Origin of the sequence: Scytonema sp. PCC 10023 (genome assembly GCF_963920835.1) — a bacterium.
Classification (GTDB): Bacteria; Cyanobacteriota; Cyanobacteriia; order Cyanobacteriales; family Nostocaceae; genus Kalymmatonema.
Window position 1 is genome coordinate 1 of sequence record NZ_CAWUDP010000300.1, and the last position, 1,360, is coordinate 1,360.

Consider the following 1,360-nt stretch of genomic DNA (forward strand, 5'->3'; position numbering starts at 1 on the left):
ACTGTAATTGAGACAGTCGCGATGTAAATTCGGAGCGCAATTGCTCCAAACTTTCAAGGATAGTATTCTTTTGTTGCTCAGTATCTGACTCTAATTCAAACAGGTGGGTGACAAACTCCGAACTCGATTTTTCTAAATTCTCAAGGACGATATCCTTTTGCTGTTGAACACCCACTTGTAATTCCGACAGTTGTGATGCAACCTCTGTTTCTAATTTTCCTAAATTCTCAACAGTTATATTTCTTTGTTGTTGGGTTTGCAATTGTAACTCAGAAACTTGAGAGGCAAATTCAGATTCTAAAGTTTTTACTTCTTGTTTAGAGTTGTTTATTGCTTTTTCTAATTCTCCTAAAAATTGCGTTCTTGACTGAGATATTTCAACTGGAAGTCTAGATAAATTTTCTTGTTCTATTTTGATTTTTTGTTGAAGTGCTTCTACTTCCTTGTCTAAGTCAGAAGTGATATTTTTAGTTTCTTGGATGAGCTTTTGTGCTTCTTGCTTAACAGTGACTAGCTGTTTTTCTAATTCTTCGAGTCCCTGTAGCCGTTCCATTGCTCTATCAACTATCTCACGAATGGCAACCCGTCGCAGGAGCAATAAAGCAGCAATAACTGTGACTGGTACTAAAGTCAGTATCGCTAGCCAGACATTGAACAAGATGGTTGTACGAAGAAAGGCGCGATGTTCTTCTGTCAGTCGTGGGAGTTCTTGCCGGTTTTGATTAGACAGCACAGCCTGTGGGGAAGAAGGTGTTCTTTGCGCACTGGCAATACCAACGGACACTAGCACAGGTGAAAAGACTATAGCGCTTCTCAACAATAAGGCGAAGATGACTTGATTCTTGCTCTTCATAAAGATAATCTCTATCCGTTGGTCAGTTTTGGAAGCAGCACAACACATATTTCCAATCTAGCAGTCCTGATTGGGTAATTGAGTTACATTTTTTGAGAAAAGGATACTAGCTAAACTACCCCAACCGTCTATCGACTGCATTCGTTCTATATTAACAATTGTAGTTTTTGTCAATAGAAAAATATACTTAAAAATTTCGTTTCGCTTATTTTCAAACGATTCTTTGGATTTGAAGCCAGGAACATGATTTGCAAAGGGCAAGCCAAAGGCGTTACCATACCCAAGGGAATATTTTAGCTAGTTGGGCAGAAGCCCCACGTCGGCAGTATGTCACCGCAAGCAGAATTCGTATCTCAAATTTTTGGAGTGGTTGCTTGAGCGAGTCTTATTGACACTCCCCTTGCCTTTAGGCATGGGGATTCTTGGCTCAACGTCGTAACTTGCGATTGGCAGGGTTGCCCCCTTCGGGTTCGCAGTCGCCTACGGAGGGAAACCCTCCTGCAGCGC

Annotated in this window: 1 pseudogene; it reads right to left on the bottom strand. The window is 41.0% G+C overall.

The window, feature by feature from the left end:
• Window positions 1-853, bottom strand: a pseudogene (locus ACM0OZ_RS48835) (hypothetical protein); the annotation flags it as partial.
• Between the last annotated feature and the right edge of the window lie 507 nt (window positions 854-1,360).